Genomic DNA, 15,327 nt, shown 5'->3' with positions numbered 1-15,327 from the left:
AATGCCCTGCCATGCCGAAAAGTCCATTACAAAAGATTAATGCCCGATGCGGGCAGCCGCTGGACGCCGGGGCGGGTGGCTTCTTAGACTTGGCGGCGACTGACCGGCGTGTTGGGTCCGGCTGAAGGAATCCTCTCGATGAATCGTAACGAGCTGCGCAAGGCGGATATCAACCTGATGGTGGTATTCGAAACCCTGATGCAGGAACGCAATGTGACCCGTGCCGCCGAAAAGCTGTTTCTCGGCCAGCCGACGATCAGTGCCGCGCTCAACCGGCTGCGCAATCTGTTGGGCGACCCGCTGTTTGTCAGGGTCGGCCACCGTATGGAACCCACCGCCCGTGCCCACGAGATCCTCCGCCACCTGACCCCGGCACTGGACGCGATGTCCATGGCCTTGAGCCTGACCCGTGAGTTCGAGCCGGCGCAAAGCACCATGACCTTTCGTATCGGCCTGTCGGACGATGTGGAGTTCGGTCTGCTGCCTGCCCTGCTCCGCGCCCTGCGCCAGGAAGCGCCAAACGTCGTGCTGGTGGTCAAGCACGCTGACTACTGGAATATCTCCGAGCTGTTGATGTCCGGCGAAATCACCGTAGGCGTCTGCCTGACCCGCGATCTGCCGGCCAATGCCAAACGCAAGCGCCTGCGCAACTGCCAGCCAAGGGTGGTGCGCGCCGACTATTCGACCACGCCGATGAGCCTGGACGAGTACTGTTCACGGCCACACGTGGTGGTCTCGCATGTAGCCAGTGTCAGCAGCTTCGCCGATGAGTGGCTGGAAGCCATCGGCCGCAAGCGCCGGGTGGTGATGTCGGTACCACGTTTTACCAGCCTGCCCGCACTGCTGGCCGGCACTGACCTGATTGCCAACCTGTCGGACTTTACCGCCACGGCGATGAGTGAACTGGGCTTGCTGCGGGATGAGGCGCTGCCCTTCGAGACACCAGGGCTGGACCTGTCGATGAGCTGGCTGAGCGTGATGGACAACGACCCGGCCGAACGCTGGCTGCGCGAGCGGATCGAGGCGTTTATGGGGGAGCGGGGATAAAAGCTTCGCGTAGAAATGCTTCGCGGCTGAAGCCGCTCCTACGGGGTCAACCCGTGTAGGAGCGGCTTCAGCCGCGAATGGGTACAGCGCTAATGACGCGATGAATCAGCCGAAGCGACCGGTGATGTAGTCTTCAGTCTGACTCTTGCTCGGCTTGGTGAACATGGTGTCGGTGTCGCCATGCTCGATCAGTTCACCCAGGAACATGAACGCGGTGTAGTCCGAGCAACGTGCTGCCTGTTGCATGTTGTGAGTCACGATGATCACGGTGAACTGCTCTTTGAGTTCGGTGATCAACTGCTCGATACGACCGGTAGAGATCGGGTCCAGCGCCGAGGTCGGTTCGTCCAGCAAGAGCACCTGCGGACGCAGGGCGATGGTCCGGGCGATGCACAGGCGCTGCTGCTGACCGCCGGACAAACCGGTGGCGCTCTGCTTGAGCTTGTCCTTGACCTCATCCCACAGCGCGGCGCCGCGCAGTGCCTGTTCCACCCGCTCTTCCATCTCGCGACGCGAGAGTTTCTCGTGGTGGCGGATGGCGTAGGCGATGTTGTCAAAGATCGACATCGGGAACGGCACCGGCTTCTGGAACACCATGCCGACGTGGCTTCGCAGGCGGTTCATCGAGTAGCCAGGGTCGAGGATGTTCTCACCGTTGAGCAAGACTTCGCCACGCGCTTCCTGCTTGGGGTACATCGAGTAGATACGGTTGAACACGCGCAACAGGGTCGACTTGCCGCAGCCGGACGGGCCGATGATCGAGGTGATGCGCTTCTCGGGGATCACCATGTCGATGGACTTGAGCGACTTGTGATCGTTGTAGAAGAATTCCAGGCCACGTACCTGAATCTTGGTTTTTTCGTTCGCAAGAGAAAGAGTGTTCATCAGGACGCCTTATTGCGCAGAAGAATTAAGCGAGAAGCGAGGCTCAGCAGCAGCACGAACAGGGTCATGATCAATGCGCCAGCCCAGGCCAGGGAGTGCCAGTCGTCGTACGGGCTCATCGCGTACTGGAAGACCACCACCGGAACGCTGGCGATCGGTTTGAGCAGGTCGCTGCTCCAGAACTGGTTACCGAACGCGGTGAACAGCAGCGGCGCGGTTTCACCGGTGATCCGCGCCAGCGCCAGCAGCACACCGGTGACCACACCGGCCTTGGCGGCACGCAGCACGATCTGCAGGGTCAGCTTCCATTGCGGCACACCCAACGCCAGCGCGGCTTCACGCATGGTGGTCGGTTGCAGTTGCATCATTTCGTCGGTGGTCCGTACCACCACCGGGATCACCAGCAGCGCCAGGGCAATAGCACCGGCGATGGCCGAGAAACCGACGGTGTGGCCGCTGAATTTGTTGAGCGGCAGGATCACCACGGTGTAGACGAACAGGCCCAGAACGATCGACGGCGCCGACAACAGAATGTCGTTGATAAAGCGCACCGCGTTGCCCAGTTTGGAGTAACGGGCGAACTCGGCCAGCCAGACACCGGCCATCAGACCGATCGGAGTACCAATGACCAGGCCGATCAGCGACATCAGGATGCTGCCGTAGAAGGCGTTGGCCAGACCGCCTTCGACACCCGGCGGCGGGGTCATGCTGGTGAACAGTTGCAGGTTCAGAGCACTGACACCTTCAACGATGGTGGTAATCAGGATCCATACCAGCCACAGCAGGCCGAAGCCGGTCGCGGCGCAGCTGAGCACCATGGCGATGTTGTTCTTGAGCGCGCGAACCCGGTACAGGTTCTCGTTGGCTTTCTTGTCGCTCATAGGCCCTCCTTGCGCGACAGGCGAGACAGCATCAAGCGGGCCAGAGCCAGCACGATAAAGGTCACAACGAAGAGCAAAAAGCCCAGCGCGATCAGCGCCGAACGGTGCAGGTCGGTGTAGGACTCGTTGAATTCGTTGGCGATGACCGAAGCAATCGAGCTGCTTGGCATCATCAGCGATGGGGAGAACTGGATCGCGTTACCCAGTACAAAGGTTACCGCCATGGTTTCACCCAATGCGCGGCCCAGACCGAGGAACACGCCGCCGACCACCGCCGAACGGGTGTAAGGCAGGACGATGTCCCAGACCACTTCCCAGGTGGTTCCGCCCAACGCATAAGCCGACTCCTTGAGGGTGGTCGGTACGGTGCGGAACACTTCCTGCATTACCGAAGTAATGAATGGAATGATCATGATCGCCAGGACGATACCGGCGGTCAGCATGCCGATACCCAGTGGCGGCCCCTGGAACAGCACCCCTACCAGTGGCAGCGAGCCCAGTACGTCGTTGATCCAGGGAGAAATATGTGCGGCCATGAATGGGCCGAAAACGAACAGGCCCCACATGCCGTAGATGATCGAAGGAATACCGGCCAGCAGCTCGATGGCCGAGGCGATTGGCATGCGCAACCATGGCGGTGCAACTTCGGTCAGGAAGATGGCGATACCGAAACTTACCGGTACAGCGATCAACAAGGCCAGAAACGAGGTCACCAGGGTGCCGTAGATCGGTACCAGGGCGCCAAACTTGCCTTCGTTGACGTTCCATTCAGTGCTGGTCAGGAAACCGAAACCAAAGGTTTCGAAAGCCAGCTTTCCACCCCATAGAGTAGATGCCGCGATACAGCCCAGCAGTATCAGTACCAGCATCCCCGAAGCCTGCAGGGTACGCCGGAACCATACGTCATGGCGATGATCGCGCTGGGCGCGCTTTTCGCTGTCGGACTCGGCAGCGGTAAGCTCGGCGGACAGGTATTGGGTGTTTTCAGTCATTTCGATCCACTCGCAAGGGAAAGCCCCCGTCACCAGCTTGCATGGCTGATGACAGGGGTGAGCTACAAACTTGAAGCGCTGTTACTTGAACTCGGCTTTCCAGTAGTTCTCTACACGCTCAACCAGCGACTTCGGCAGAGCGACGTATTCCAGCTCTTCGGCTTGCTTCTGGCCGTTTTCCAGGGACCATTTGAAGAAGTCAAAAGCAGCTTTGCTCTTCTCTTCGTTCTTGGCCTGCTTGTACATGATGATCCAGGTGGTGGCAGTGATCGGCCATGCCGCTTCGCCCGGTGCGTTGGTCATGATCAGACCAAAGTCCTTGGCGCTCGCCCAGTCAGCGGTGTCAGCAGCGGCAGCGAAAGCCTTGGCGTCTGGCGTGATGAACTTGCCAGCGGCGTTTTTCAGCTGGGTGTAGGCCAGCTTGTTGGTGGTGGCGTAGGAGTGCTCTACGTAACCGATCGAACCTTTGATCTGCTTGACGTAAGCAGAAACACCTTCGTTACCCTTGCCGCCCACGCCCACTGGCCATTGAACGGTAGAGCCGAACTTCAGCTTCTCGTTGAATTCCGGGCTGACTTTGCTCAGGTAGTTGGTGAAGTTGTAAGTGGTGCCCGAGCCGTCGGAGCGACGAACAACGGTGATGGCGGTGTCTGGCAGGGTCAGGCCAGGGTTCAGCGCGACCAGCGCCGGGTCGTTCCACTTCTTGATTTCACCCAGGAAGATCTTGGCCAGCGACGGGCCGTCGAGCTTGAGCTTGCCGCTCTCAACGCCTTCAACGTTGACGATTGGCACGATACCGCCGATCACGCTAGGGAACTGGCCCAGGCCGGCAGCAGCCAGGTCTTCAGCCGACATAGGGGCATCGGAAGCACCGAAGTCAACGGTCGCGGCCTTGATCTGAGCGATACCGCCGCCCGAACCGATCGACTGATAGTTGATGCGGTTCTCGGAGTTCTTGCTGTAGTCCTGGGACCACTTGGAAATCACCGGAAAAACGAAACTCGAACCTGCGCCCGTTACGTCGACCGCGTGAGCCATGCCACTCAGGCAAAGCGAAGCGAGCAGGACAGACAAGCGTGTTTTAGTCAGCAGTGTCACGGGAATACCTCGATCCAGGAGAAAGTTTGGTGGTTACCAAGAAGGCCCGATGCGGATTTAAAACCTGAAATGTTTCTGTTTAATGACAAACAGTCGACATCGCGTGCCGCGCCCCGCTTTTTACTGCTTTCAAAGGCTGAAAAAAACTGCTGAAAAGCACGTATCACCCCGTGTTTACGGGAGGTTCATGAGCAGCAGTCAATTTAGTGGCAAACCGCCAACACTCAGCGATGGCCGATAGCCATCTCTGTAGCAGAACTGTCAAAAACCTGTTTTTCGAGCATTTTCAGGGCGGCAGCGGAGAGAGAAAAAGCAACGCTACACGCCGCCATTTATGGGGTGGTATTAATGCAGGTGCGGAGATTGGTCTACCGTTTGTCGGCTGGCATGGCACCTGGACACGACTGCCCATGCCCAACACATGTACGCCCTACCCCTACAGGAGTTAACACCATGACCATGCGCACGAACCGCCTGACTGCTCTGGCCCTTGCCGGCTTGTTGACTGCTTTTACCGGAGCCGCCATGGCCGGTTCCACCGGCCCGACCAACCCGGTCAATCCGAACGCCACCAAGCTGCCAGGCACTGATGCGGCACCGACCACTGACCGCAACAGTTCCAATACGCAAGGTGCCAAGACCACCCCACGTGAGTCCGGCACCGATGTGCAACACGGTTCGGATCACGGCAAAACCAGCCATGACAACCATGGCACCAGCACTCCGAAAGCCACCACGACGCCGTCCGGCAAACCTGTCGTGGAGTGACCTCTGGCCGGGCGAAGCACTGGCTTCGCCCGCCGCGTTGAAATACTGCGCACCTGGTACACAGGTCGCTTGCCAAGCCTGCGTGACAGCCCTGCGTGATAGCTACGACAAACAGGGCGTTTGCAGCGCCCCTCCCATCACCGGGATGGCGTCTGCCGCTTGTTGCACGTGTTCATCGGCATCGAGTGCCCATTGCACGTAACACACCTGCACCGGCATATCGTGGCCGGCACAGAACTCAAGCCAGCGCAGCTGGTTGTCCTGCAAGCGGTCGCCGGGGCCTTTGACCTCGATCATTCGGTAGCGGCGCTGGTCCGGATAAAACTGGATCAGGTCCGGCATGCCGGCACGATTGGCCTTGATATCTTGCAGCAAGCGCTGGAACCACTGGCGCAAATGCTCGGCGGGCAGGCACAGCAAGGCCAGCTCCAGCAGCTCCGGGGTCAGTACGTTCCAGAACACGAAGGGTGACTGCAGGCCAAACTTGCTGCGGTAGTGGTCACGAATGACGTCTTGCCAGGCATCGGAATCAAGCGCCGCCAGGCAGGCATCGAATAACGGCATGCGACGCGCATGAAAATCCAGGCTGTGCAGGTCGCTGGGGCCAGTATGGAAAGGATGAAAGAATGCGCCCGGCAGCGGCGCGAAGATCGCCGGCCAGCACAGCAGGCCAAACAATGAATTGATCAGGGTGTTCTCGACGTAATGCACCGAGGCGCCCTCCTCGGCCAGATGCCTGCCGGCCAGGTGCTCTACACTCAAACCGGGTTCCGGCGGCAGGTTCAAGTCGATACGCACAGGCTCACGCGCCTTGGTCCGGCGCTCGACGGTCAGCCCGAGCTTGCGTTGCAGGCGCGGCAGCACACGTTGCAGATGCTGGACCTCGGCGTCACTTTCCGGCGCGCTGCGGGCCAGTTCGAGCAGCACCATGGCCTGACTGTACTCAGCGCTGCGCTCCAGCACCCGGATACGCCGCGAACGCGCACCGGGATAGTCACACCCGGCATATACCGCCAATGCCAGCGGCCAGTCTTGCAGGCGCTCGGCCTGCTGACCGATATGAAACAGCAGCTTGTTGCGGCGCATGCGCAACCACGCATTGTCAGTGTCGATGGCCAGCGCGCGCTCAGCCAGATCAGCAAGCACCTCGCCCTGCTCCAGCGCTTCACGGCAGGCATGCAATTGCAGGCACACGTCGATATCGGCGCGGCAGACAATGCCGCGCGAGTCCTGAGAAAAATCCACCGTCTCGTAGCGATACACGCCCAGGTCGGCGAGTACGAACTCCGACCATTGCTGGTGCAGGTTGCCGAAGTACAGCAGCCGCAGGCGATCGCAGACCGGCATGATGGTCAGGCTCAAAACCTGGTCATCAAGCTGCGGATACCAGCAGGCCAGTGGTTGTGCCTGCGAATGAACCGGCAGCAGTTGCTCGAGCCACTGGCTCTTGCGCTGCGCGCCCTTGATGGCGTGGGCCTTGAAGCAATCCGCCAGTTCATCCTTGCGCAACAGGCCGAACACCTGCTGTAGATCCAGCGCAGGCTCAGCATCGATCCAGCCGAGCTCCAGTAACGGCTGCACGGCCAGAAGCGTGTCACCCAGCTCGACATAATCGAGTTTGCTGGCGCGAAACAACACCCCTTTGCGCATCACCATGCGCACCAACAGCCCCTGAGCACTGACCGGCAGGTGGGCAAAGGCTTCGATGAAATGGCGCTCCTGCTGATCAAGCAGGTCGTCATAGCGCAGTGCGATCCAACCCAGCACCTGCTGGAAGTTGACCAGGTAATACAGCGGATTATCGAGGGGCGAACTGTTCACAAGCGGTATCAGGCAACGATGGAAATGGCACCAAGGATACTGGCTATTTATACACAATACAGCCCGCTACCACTCGGCCCGATCAGTGGCAAGACGCCCGTCAGCCTGTCATCCTTGAACGACACCCACCGTTGAGGAACGCCATCATGCCTGCACCGCTGATCTATCTGGCCGGCTTCGATGTGTTCCGGCGCAACCCGATTGAACACGGCCGCTACCTCAAGGATCTGTGCGCCGCCCACGGCATGCAGGGCTTGTACCCGTTCGACAACCAGGTCGAACCGGGGCTGGCGCCTCAGCAAACCGCCCAGCTGATCTATCAGCAGAACATCGGCATGCTGCAACGCTGCACCGCGGTGCTGGCCAACCTCAATGCCTTTCGCGGCCTGGAGCCGGACTCCGGAACCGTATTCGAGATCGGCATGGCGGTCGCGCTGGGCAAACCGGTGTGGGCGTACTGCAAGCCGCTGGTGCCCTTGCGCGAACAGGTTGCCCACGATCAACAAGGCTATGACCCACAAGACCTGCTGGTCGAAGACTTCGGCCTGCCGCGTAACCTGATGCTGGCCTGCAGCTGGGTCGGCGTCAGCACCAGTGTCGAACTGGGTGCTGAAGCGCTGGCCCGCTATCTGAGCCGGACCGGCAGCTTCAGTTGACTGAGGAGGAGCCGATATCGCCCGTGTCCAGCTTGTCAGCGTCAGCAAAATCGTCCAGGCCGAGCAAGTCTGGGTCGAGGTAGATTTCAGCGTCCGGGTCTTCGTCGGCGTCGGCATCGTTCAATGGCGAGCGGTCACCGCCGAAGTGCAGCTCAAGGCGAATCAGGGCCGGATGGGGAAATGGGCAGTCCATGGCGGGGCTGGCGTGGTACATCGTGTTCATGCTCCTGTGTGTAACGTCTCAAGCAATTGTTATATCAGCAAAATCAGGAGCGCGCGCGCGGCGCGGCGGCAAAATTTCGGGTAAATCTGTTCGATGCTCAGGATTCAGGTCCTGATCACGCCCAGCTGAGAAAATCCCGGCCATGGTCGCGCAACAGCGCCAGCATGTCCTGCGCCGCCGGCGTCTGATAAGCGCCACGCCGCACGGTCACCCCGACGGTACGCTTCATGGTCGCTTCGCTGATCGGCACCACCCGCAAGTGCTGCATGTTGTGGCCATATTCGACACTCTCCCGGGCAATGAAGCTGAGCAGGTGGCTCTGGGCAATCAGGCCGGGCAACAGTGAGATGGAATTGGCCTCGATCTGTACCACCGGCAGCGGCAGGTTGTGGGCGGCGAACGTGGCGTCCAGCCATTTGCGCGACGACACGCCAATCGGCGGCAGGACCCAGCGGTAGTCACACAGGTCACGCATCTGCAAGGCACTGTCGAACACCGGATGCTGCGGGCTGGCAATCACCACCAGTTCGTCGTCGAACACCGGAAAACTGATGAGCTGTTCGCTGTCGGGAATCAGCGAGCAGATGATCATGTCCAGTTGCCCTTCGTTAAGCGCCTCGCGCTGCAGGTCGTCCTGGCCGATCACCAGCTTGAAGGTCAGGTCCGGGGCGCGCTGTAACAGCGCCTGGGTCAGCTTGGGCAACAGGTGTTCGGCCATGGTCGCCGCGCAACCTACGCGGATAGTGCCAACCAGGCCGCTGGCAAAATCGCGTACTTCCCGTTGCGTCTGGGCGATGCTCAGTTGCAACTCCTTGCCCCGCGCCTTGAGCAGCTCACCGACCGGGGTGAGCTTGATGCGTCGCCCATCACGCTGGAACAACCGGGTACCGAAGGACTCTTCGAGACGCTGGATGCTTTTGGTCAGTGCCGGCTGGCTGCGGTTGAGCTTCTCCGCCGCCCTGCCCAGATGCCCCAGCTCGGCAATGGTTTCGAAATACGTCAGGTCGCGCAGGTCCATAATCGATCAACAATAGTTATAGATTCATGATTATTAGAAAATAGACTTGATGATTTCAAGCCCGGATAATTGCCGCATCTGATCCGCAATGGATCGCGTCATCTGCCTGGGAGAATCCTCTTGCCCCGCGCCGCCGCACTCGCTCTACCTGCCCTTCCCGCCCCAGCCCAATGGGTCGCCCTTATTCTTGCCGCCGGCCTGGCCGGTCAACTGTTAAGCGCCGCTCATGTGCCGGCCGCGTTGTTTCTCGGCCCGATGCTGGTTGCCATCGGCTTTGGCGTTGCCGGCGCCAGCATTCGCCTGCCCAAAGTGCTGTTCCAGCTCGGCCAGGGCACCGTCGGGGTGATGATCGCCCACGCCATGAGCCTCAGCGTGTTGCTGATGGTCTTGCAGGACTGGCACATCATGTTGCTGGGCACGCTGCTGACCGTGTCGCTGAGCGCCGTGGTGGGCCTGGTACTGGTGCGCTATGCCGGGATCCCGAGTCACACCGCCGCGTGGGGGACCTCACCCGGTGCGGCCTCGGTGATGGTTGCCATGTCGGAAGACCACGGGGCTGACCCGCGAGTCGTGGCGACCATGCAGTACGTGCGGGTGGTGCTGGTGGTGATGGTCGGTGCTCTGGTCAGCCACTGGCTGGGCGCTTCGGTGGGCGGTGCGCAACTGCAGGCCAGCGCCAGCCAGGCTCAAGGCCTGAATCTCACCGACATCGCGTTGAGCCTGGCGGTCATCGGTGCGGGGGTCTGGCTGGGCTCACGGCTGCCGGCCGGGGTATTGCTGGTGCCGCTGCTGCTGGGGACCGCGTTGCAATTGTCCGGGGTGTTACAGATCGCCCTGCCCGGCTGGCTGGTTGCCTTCGGCTATGGCGCGATCGGCTGCTATGTCGGGCTGCGCTTTGACCGGCCAACGGTGCTGTATGTCTGGCGCCATCTGCCGATGATGTTGCTGGCTTCGCTGCTGCTGATTGCCCTTTGCGCGCTGTCGGCGTGGCTGATCGCCGTATGGCTGGACAAGGATTATCTGTCGGTGTACCTGGCGACCAGCCCCGGCGGGCTGGATGCCATGGCGATCATCGCCATCGATACCCATGCCGATGTGGGGTTCGTGCTGGCGATGCAGACACTGCGGTTGTTCGGCGTGATTCTGACCGGCAGTTTTCTGGCCAGACAGGTGATTCGCTGGAGTGGCCGGCCGTAGCAGCTGCTTCAGCAGCGAAGGCTTCCCGGCTAAAGCGGATCGCCGCCCGGCCGGTCCTACGGGGTCCGTGTTCGCTGCGTGACAGCGAGGCGGCGGGCGATCTCCTACACCGCTCCCTTCCCTGCCAGCCCACTGGCCAGGCTCGGCGCCAGGGGCAATAGCGGCAGCAACACCGCCTGATAAGCGTGATACAGATCCGGTTTGCCCTCCCAGATGATCGCTGCCGGCCGGTTGCGCTCATCCAGTTCGTGATACCAGCTGCCGTGTTCATAATCGATGAAACGGGTTTCGTTGAACTCCCAGAACTGCCGATACCACTGCTCGAATACTTCCTCGCCAGTGTGTTGCAACAGCGCGGCGGCGGCGGCGACCGCTTCACAGTGAGTCCAGTGCAGACGCTGGCGGATCACCGGGCGACGTTGTTCATCCAGGGTGTAAACGATGCCTGGTGCGCCATCGACCTGCCAGCCATGCCGGCAGGCACTGTCGAACAATTCACGGGCATGTTTGGCCAGCCAGCCGGGGGCGTTGCAGCGTTCACGCAGCAATGCCGCCTCAAGGTGCAGCAACAGCCGCGCCCACTCGAAGCCGTGGCCCGGCGTGGTGCCATAGGGGCGAAACGGGTCGGCCGGGTTGTCGCGGTTGTAGTCCGGCAACGGCTGCCAGGTGCGGCTGAAATGCTCGATGACCTGAAAGTCATTGGCGCCAGCGTGCTGATGGATCAACCGCTCGACAATACGCAGCGCACGATCGAGCCATTGCGCATTGCCCGTTACGTCGGCCAGGGCCAGAAACGCTTCAGTGCCGTGCATGTTGCTGTTGGCACCGCGATAGTGCTCTTCGTGCTGCCAGTCACGAGAGAAGGATTCACGCAGCGCGCCCTCGTCTTCGCTCCAGAAGCGCTCAACGATCACCGCCTGCACCTCGTCGAACAATGCCTGGGCGGCAGGCCGGCCGGCGACAACCGCCGAGCTGCTCGCCAGCGCCACAAAGGCATGCAGGTAAGCCTGTTTGTCTGAGTTGCCGCCCTCGTCCAGCGGCGCATCGAACCAGCCGCCGTGCAATTCATCGCGCAGCGGCCCCAGCAACGCGGCCAGGCCGTGGTCGATGAGGTCGGCAAATCCGGGAATACCCTGGATATGCGCCAGCGAAAAACAATGGACTAACCGGGCAGTATTGAGGGTCTGGGCACGGGCGCCGACCATCAGCCGGCCATAGTCGTCCAGATCACCGAAACCGTTTTCGAGCCGGGCCGCTCTGGCAAAGCCCAGCAGGCGCCTGCCTTCCTGGCCGAGCCACTGCTGATGGGTGGGGGTGTGCAGCCAACTGCTGAAGGTGTGCGCGGTGCGATGCTTGTCCATGACGCTGTGGCCCTCCTCAACCTGAGGGGCACCTCTAAAAACTACCCGCTGGCTGGACGCCTGCGGCGCTACGCGCGCCATCGCTGCGTTAAAACCAGGCTCAGGATGCTCATTTACAGCCGTAAAGTCGAGCGCGACTCCGACCGTTCCTCGCCTGTTTTTGCCTTGCGCTGACCGCCTCGCCTACGTTTTTAGAGGCACCCTGACGATGGTCAGGTTGGGGATGGATCACCTGACCGACCGGGGCCATCATGCGCGCCCTGGCCGGTCACGATCAAGCCGTCAGACTTTGAACCGCGCGACCACCTGACTGAGATCACCGGCCAGGCGCGACAGCTCGTTGCTCGACGCGCTGATCTGGTTGGCGCCCTGGGTCGATTGCATCGACAGGTCACGAATGTTGACGATGTTGCGGTCGACTTCGCGCGCCACTTGCGCCTGTTCTTCCGCAGCGCTGGCGATCACCAGGTTACGTTCGGAGATCTGATTGATCGATTGGGTAATCTCGCTCAGCGAGTCACCGGCGCCCTTGGCCATTTCCAGCGTGGTGCCGGCTCGCTCGCGACTGGTGAGCATCGACTCCAGCGCCTGGGCTGAACCATTGCGCATGGCGTTGACCATGGCGTCGATTTCCAGCGTCGACTGCTGGGTGCGATGGGCCAGTGCCCGCACTTCATCGGCAACCACCGCAAAACCACGGCCGGACTCACCGGCCCGCGCAGCTTCGATGGCCGCGTTGAGCGCCAACAGGTTGGTCTGCTCGGCGATCGAACGAATCACGTCCAGTACCTTGCCGATGTCCTGGGACTGATCAGCCAGGTTCTGCACCAGAGTCGAGGTGCTTTGCACGTTATCGGTCAGGGTCTGGATCGACTGCACGGTGTCCAGCACCCGTTGCTGACCGGCCTTGGCCGACGCGCTGGAATGGTTGGACGCATCGGAGGTGGACACCGCATTGCGCGCCACCTCTTCCACCGCCGAGGTCATCTCGTTGACCGCCGTGGCGGCCTGGTCGATCTCGGCGTTCTGCTGATGCAGGCCGCGGTAGCTGTCTTCGGTCACCGAGTTCAGTTCGGTGGCCGCTGAAGCCAGTTGGGTGGCGGAGCTGTTGATATGCTGCATCGCCGAACGCAGGTTGTTCTGCATCTGCTGCAAGGCACGCTGCAGACGAGTAACCTCATCTTCGCCGTCGACCAGAATGTCATGGGTCAGGTCGCCGTCGGCCACATGTTCGGCGGCGCGCACCGCGCTTTCCAGCGGCCGGACGATGCCACGGGTCAGCCACAAGGCCAGGGCGATGGTGGCCAGTGCAGCGATCACCACGAAAAGGATGACGATATTGCGCGACCTGTAGTACTGCGCTTCGGCAGCCTGGCCTTCGGCTTCAATCTTTTTGGTGTAGTAATCGCCAAGGTCGGCCAGTTGCTTGCCGGAACCATCAACGATGGTCTTCATGTCCACCTGCAGCAGCTTGTTCAGGCCAGCCAGGTCTTTCTGCGCGGCCAATACAAAGGAGCGGTCAAGCCCTTCGCGGTACTGGTTCTGGGTGGTGCGAAACTGGTCGGCGAGCACCTTTTCTTCAGGGGTGTCGACGAACTTGTTGAGTATCTCGAGCTTGCCGTCCAGATCTTTCAGGCGGGTGTCCATCTGGCCCTTGTAGGTACTGACATTGGCAGGGTCCTGGTCCAGGGCCATGCGCAGGGAGATCGTGCGGATGCGCAGCATGATTTCACGGATGTCAGAGACCGCGCGCATGCTCGGCACCCAATTGGTTTCAACAGCAACTTCGCTTTCACGGATGGTCTGCATCTGCGCCAGGGCAAACCAGCCAAGCAGAGCCACAAGCAGAGAAATCAAGGTAAAACCCAGTCCCGCACGGCGGGCGATGGTCAGATTGCGTAGATTCATGGCTACGGCTCTTTGTTATGGAATGGCAGGTCATTGGCGGTTGTCGGACAACCCCATCTCGCTATCGGCCTGCCGAACCGCATCTTGAGCGCCTTCTGCCATCATTTGTTACATGTGTGCCCTCCGCTGGACGCAATACCGTTATCAGACCGCAGGGCGCGGCCGGCCGGCGATCCGCTGTAGGAGCGGCTTTAGCCGCGAAGGCTTCCCGGCTGAAGCGGATCGCCGCCCGGCCGGTCCTACGGGGCTCCGTGTTAGAGGCCAGGCGGCGGGCGATCTCCTACCGGCTGGCCAGGTTCCACAACAGTGCCAGGTCACGTGCCCGATCATGCAGCAGGCCGGGCGCATTGCGGCAGGCTTCGTCCAGGCTCATGGGGCCGCTGGCCAAGGCGAATGCGGCATGAATGCCATGCGCGTACAACTGCTCGTAGCCTTCACCGAGGGTGCCGGCCAGGACGATTACCGATACGTTGTGGCGCGCCGCGAAGCGCGCCACGCCCAGCGGTGTCTTGCCGCGCAGGGTCTGGGCATCGAACCGCCCTTCTCCGGTGATCACCAGGTCAGCGCCTTGCAGCGCCTGCTCCAGACCGGTCAGTTCCGCAACCACCTCGACCCCTGGGCGAAAGCTGGCCTGCAAGAACGCCTTGGCCGCAAACCCCATACCGCCCGCCGCACCACTGCCGGGGCTGTCGCGCAGGTCACGACCGAGCACCCGCGCACAGTGATCGGCGTAATGCCCCAGCGCAGCATCAAGTGCCAGCACCTGTTCGGCATCAGCGCCTTTTTGCGGGCCAAAGGTGTGCGACGCACCGTGCGGGCCGCACAGCGGGTTGTCGACATCAGCGGCAATCTCGAAACGCACCTCGGCCAGCCGTGGGTCCAGGCCGCTCAAGTCGATGCCGGCCAACTGCGCCAGCGCCAGACCGCCTGGCGGCAGCGGTTGCCCGGCCTCATCGACAAATGCCACCCCCAGCGCCGCCAGCATGCCGCTGCCGCCATCGTTGGTCGCGCTACCGCCAATGGCCAGAATCACCCGTTGCGCACCGGCATCCAGCGCCTGGGCGATCAACTGTCCGGTGCCGTAGGTGCTGGTAATGCGCGCATCACGCTGTGTCAGGCTCAGCAATTGCAGACCGCTGGCGGTGGCCATCTCGATGATCGCCGTGCGGCTTTCGGCCAGCCAGCCCCAGTGCGCCACCACCGGCTCACCGAGCGGGCCGCTTACCCGCGCGCTCATCAATTGCCCGTTGCACGCCTGCAGCACCGATTCAATGGTGCCCTCGCCACCATCGGCCATCGGGCAGATACACAACCGGGCCTGCGGCCAGACCTCGCTCAGGCCAGCAGCGATGGACTGGGCGACGGCCTGGGCGCTGAGGCTGTCTTTGAACGAGTCGGGGGCAATGACGATTTTCATGAGGCAACTCCTGTTCTTGTGCACGCATCTTGGCATCCGGGCCGCGGCTTTACCC

14 protein-coding genes and 1 pseudogene are annotated in these 15,327 nt (G+C 61.4%); 4 read left to right on the top strand and 11 right to left on the bottom strand.

What is annotated here, in order from left to right:
• The first annotated feature begins 138 nt into the window (after positions 1-138).
• Positions 139-1,047 carry a LysR substrate-binding domain-containing protein gene (locus NRB16_RS01385; protein ID WP_045492620.1) on the top strand — a complete coding sequence of 303 codons (909 nt, stop codon included), beginning with the start codon at positions 139-141 and terminating at the stop codon, positions 1,045-1,047.
• A gap of 105 nt (positions 1,048-1,152) precedes the next feature.
• On the opposite strand, the gene pstB is transcribed toward NRB16_RS01385, so the two are convergent.
• From pstB to pstS, 4 genes are all read right to left on the bottom strand, one after another.
• On the bottom strand, positions 1,153-1,932 hold the full coding sequence (gene pstB, locus NRB16_RS01380; RefSeq protein WP_045492623.1) for a phosphate ABC transporter ATP-binding protein PstB: 780 nt from the start codon (positions 1,930-1,932) through the stop codon (positions 1,153-1,155).
• On the bottom strand, positions 1,932-2,813 hold the full coding sequence (gene pstA, locus NRB16_RS01375) for a phosphate ABC transporter permease PstA (RefSeq protein WP_045492626.1): 882 nt from the start codon (positions 2,811-2,813) through the stop codon (positions 1,932-1,934). The genes pstB and pstA overlap by 1 nt, the downstream gene beginning before the upstream one ends.
• Positions 2,810-3,805 (bottom strand): phosphate ABC transporter permease subunit PstC, encoded by a 996-nt coding sequence (gene pstC, locus NRB16_RS01370; protein ID WP_045492629.1) that lies wholly within the window; start codon positions 3,803-3,805, stop codon positions 2,810-2,812. Before pstC ends, pstA begins: the two co-directional genes overlap by 4 nt.
• A gap of 81 nt (positions 3,806-3,886) precedes the next feature.
• Complete coding sequence (pstS, locus tag NRB16_RS01365; RefSeq protein WP_045492632.1) at positions 3,887-4,903, bottom strand: phosphate ABC transporter substrate-binding protein PstS; 1,017 nt, start codon at positions 4,901-4,903, stop codon at positions 3,887-3,889.
• A 453-nt stretch (positions 4,904-5,356) separates the two neighbouring features.
• Here pstS and NRB16_RS01360 point away from each other — a divergent pair, with 453 nt between their 5' ends.
• On the top strand, positions 5,357-5,671 hold the full coding sequence (locus tag NRB16_RS01360; RefSeq protein ID WP_052483543.1) for a hypothetical protein: 315 nt from the start codon (positions 5,357-5,359) through the stop codon (positions 5,669-5,671).
• Positions 5,672-5,773: 102 nt separating this feature from the next.
• On the opposite strand, the gene NRB16_RS01355 is transcribed toward NRB16_RS01360, so the two are convergent.
• The gene (locus NRB16_RS01355) at positions 5,774-7,492 is read right to left on the bottom strand and encodes a VRR-NUC domain-containing protein (protein WP_257105276.1); all 1,719 of its coding nucleotides are present in this window, start codon (positions 7,490-7,492) and stop codon (positions 5,774-5,776) included.
• 146 nt (positions 7,493-7,638) lie between these two features.
• On the opposite strand from NRB16_RS01355, the gene NRB16_RS01350 reads away from it, so the two are divergent.
• Positions 7,639-8,148, top strand: a complete 510-nt coding sequence (locus NRB16_RS01350; protein WP_257105275.1) for a nucleoside 2-deoxyribosyltransferase — start codon at positions 7,639-7,641, stop codon at positions 8,146-8,148.
• Here NRB16_RS01350 and NRB16_RS01345 read toward each other — a convergent pair.
• Both NRB16_RS01345 and NRB16_RS01340 read right to left on the bottom strand, forming a co-directional pair.
• On the bottom strand, positions 8,141-8,371 hold the full coding sequence (locus NRB16_RS01345; RefSeq protein WP_257105274.1) for a hypothetical protein: 231 nt from the start codon (positions 8,369-8,371) through the stop codon (positions 8,141-8,143). The genes NRB16_RS01350 and NRB16_RS01345 overlap by 8 nt on opposite strands.
• 115 nt (positions 8,372-8,486) lie before the next feature.
• Positions 8,487-9,389 (bottom strand): LysR substrate-binding domain-containing protein, encoded by a 903-nt coding sequence (locus tag NRB16_RS01340; RefSeq protein ID WP_045492644.1) that lies wholly within the window; start codon positions 9,387-9,389, stop codon positions 8,487-8,489.
• Between the two features lie 120 nt (positions 9,390-9,509).
• Here NRB16_RS01340 and NRB16_RS01335 point away from each other — a divergent pair, with 120 nt between their 5' ends.
• Positions 9,510-10,586 carry an AbrB family transcriptional regulator gene (locus tag NRB16_RS01335; RefSeq protein WP_257105273.1) on the top strand — a complete coding sequence of 359 codons (1,077 nt, stop codon included), beginning with the start codon at positions 9,510-9,512 and terminating at the stop codon, positions 10,584-10,586.
• A gap of 104 nt (positions 10,587-10,690) precedes the next feature.
• Here the strand turns inward: NRB16_RS01335 and NRB16_RS01330 are convergent, their stop codons facing one another.
• The 4 genes and pseudogenes from NRB16_RS01330 to NRB16_RS01320 all read right to left on the bottom strand — a co-directional run bounded on the left by NRB16_RS01330 (position 10,691) and on the right by NRB16_RS01320 (position 15,272).
• Complete coding sequence (locus tag NRB16_RS01330; protein ID WP_257105272.1) at positions 10,691-11,947, bottom strand: AGE family epimerase/isomerase; 1,257 nt, start codon at positions 11,945-11,947, stop codon at positions 10,691-10,693.
• Positions 11,948-12,229: 282 nt separating this feature from the next.
• Positions 12,230-13,069 carry a methyl-accepting chemotaxis protein gene (locus NRB16_RS29510; protein WP_373568422.1) on the bottom strand — a complete coding sequence of 280 codons (840 nt, stop codon included), beginning with the start codon at positions 13,067-13,069 and terminating at the stop codon, positions 12,230-12,232.
• A gap of 18 nt (positions 13,070-13,087) precedes the next feature.
• Positions 13,088-13,855 (bottom strand): annotated as a pseudogene (locus tag NRB16_RS29505) (MCP four helix bundle domain-containing protein); the annotation flags it as partial.
• Between the two features lie 280 nt (positions 13,856-14,135).
• Positions 14,136-15,272 (bottom strand): glycerate kinase, encoded by a 1,137-nt coding sequence (locus NRB16_RS01320; RefSeq protein ID WP_257105270.1) that lies wholly within the window; start codon positions 15,270-15,272, stop codon positions 14,136-14,138.
• Between the last annotated feature and the right edge of the window lie 55 nt (positions 15,273-15,327).

It is taken from the genome of Pseudomonas sp. LJDD11 (genome assembly GCF_024584215.1).
Classification (GTDB): Bacteria; Pseudomonadota; Gammaproteobacteria; order Pseudomonadales; family Pseudomonadaceae; genus Aquipseudomonas.
The sequence above is the reverse complement of the archived record's forward strand: the minus strand, read 5'-3'. Positions and strand labels throughout refer to the sequence as shown.

Coding starts and splice junctions, on each gene's coding strand:
- NRB16_RS01360 (WP_052483543.1), top strand. CDS start 5,357: ATGACCATGCGCACGAACCGCCTGACTGCTCTGGCCCTTGCCGGCTTG.
- pstC (WP_045492629.1), bottom strand. CDS start 3,805: ATGACTGAAAACACCCAATACCTGTCCGCCGAGCTTACCGCTGCCGAG.
- NRB16_RS01350 (WP_257105275.1), top strand. CDS start 7,639: ATGCCTGCACCGCTGATCTATCTGGCCGGCTTCGATGTGTTCCGGCGC.
- pstB (WP_045492623.1), bottom strand. CDS start 1,932: ATGAACACTCTTTCTCTTGCGAACGAAAAAACCAAGATTCAGGTACGT.
- NRB16_RS01330 (WP_257105272.1), bottom strand. CDS start 11,947: ATGGACAAGCATCGCACCGCGCACACCTTCAGCAGTTGGCTGCACACC.
- pstA (WP_045492626.1), bottom strand. CDS start 2,813: ATGAGCGACAAGAAAGCCAACGAGAACCTGTACCGGGTTCGCGCGCTC.
- NRB16_RS01385 (WP_045492620.1), top strand. CDS start 139: ATGAATCGTAACGAGCTGCGCAAGGCGGATATCAACCTGATGGTGGTA.
- NRB16_RS01345 (WP_257105274.1), bottom strand. CDS start 8,371: ATGAACACGATGTACCACGCCAGCCCCGCCATGGACTGCCCATTTCCC.
- NRB16_RS01340 (WP_045492644.1), bottom strand. CDS start 9,389: ATGGACCTGCGCGACCTGACGTATTTCGAAACCATTGCCGAGCTGGGG.
- NRB16_RS29510 (WP_373568422.1), bottom strand. CDS start 13,069: ATGCAGCATATCAACAGCTCCGCCACCCAACTGGCTTCAGCGGCCACC.
- NRB16_RS01320 (WP_257105270.1), bottom strand. CDS start 15,272: ATGAAAATCGTCATTGCCCCCGACTCGTTCAAAGACAGCCTCAGCGCC.